Below are 1,160 nucleotides of genomic sequence, written 5' to 3'. Positions count from 1 at the left end.
CCGGCGAAGAGGTAGGCGAAGCAGTTGACGGCGCCGGTGGCGGTGCCGGCCATCCGCTTGCCGGCGATGTCGGGGCAGAGCGCCCAGAACGAGGACTGCGGGCCGTAGACGAAGAAGCCGGTGAGGAAGAGGACCACGATGCCGGTGGTGACGTTCAGCGGCGCGAGGTACATGGTCATGGAGGCGGCGGCGCCCATGACCATGAAGAGGATGATGGGGCGGTCCCGGCGGGCTCCGAAGAGCCGGTCGGAGATCTGGCCGTTGGTGAGCGCGCCGACCGCCATGCCGACGGGCAGCGCGACCGAGATCCACAGCGGGCTGATGCCGCCGCCGCCCTTCTTCCAGTTCTCGCCGAGGAAGTAGACCGGGACCCAGATCAGCAGGCCGTAGCGGGCGGTGTTCTGGAACCCGATGGCGATGCCGGTGGACCAGATCTTGGGGTTGCGCAGCACGGTCTTGTAGCGCTGGAACGAGGTCTCGCCGGCGAAGGCGGCGGCGTCGGCCGGGTCGTCCTCCTCGTCGGCGTCGGTGACGGAGGCGGGGGGCTTGATGCCGGCCTGCTTGGGGTTCTCACGGGCGACGAAGTAGAAGGTGATGCCGCCGACGAGCATCAGCAGGACCGGGACCCGGAAGATCCACTGCCAGTCGAGCTTGAGGGTGTCGACGACGATGGTGGAGGTGACGAAGGCCAGGACGGAGGCCATGCCGGCGGCGAAGGTGTAGAAGCCGAAGCTCTTGCCCCGCTCGCGGGGGCCCCACCAGTTGGAGATGACCCGGCCGCCGGAGGGCCAGCCGAGGGACTGCGCGAACCCGTTGGCGCCCCACAGGAAGCTGAGCGACCTGGAGCCGACGGAGAAGCTCGTGCACCAGTTGAGGATGGTGGACAGGATGGCGCCGGCGGTCATCATGCGCCGGCCGCCGAACTTGTCGGCGAGGTTGCCGTTGATCATCTGACCGGCGGCGTACGACCAGAGCAGGATGCCGCTGATGCCGCCGAGTGCGGCCTTGCTCAGACCGAGGTCGGCCTGGATGCCGGGGATGGCGAAGCCGAAGGTCTGCCGGCCGGTGTAGAAGAAGAAGTAGCAGAACATCGCGGCCAGGAGCATGCGCCACTTGAGCTTGTTGTACTTGCCCTCGCTCACGAGTTCGAGGGTGGGGGT

General features: G+C 67.8%; 1 protein-coding gene. It reads right to left on the bottom strand.

Annotation, left to right across the window (positions count from 1 at the left end):
- On the bottom strand, positions 1-1,142 hold a 1,142-nt coding region (locus PUR61_RS15435; protein WP_329879419.1), incomplete at its 3' end, for an MFS transporter.
- Positions 1,143-1,160: the final 18 nt, after the last annotated feature.

It is taken from the genome of Streptomyces sp. BE20 (assembly GCF_036322525.1).
Taxonomy (GTDB): domain Bacteria; phylum Actinomycetota; class Actinomycetes; order Streptomycetales; family Streptomycetaceae; genus Kitasatospora.
The sequence above is the reverse complement of the archived record's forward strand: the minus strand, read 5'-3'. Positions and strand labels throughout refer to the sequence as shown.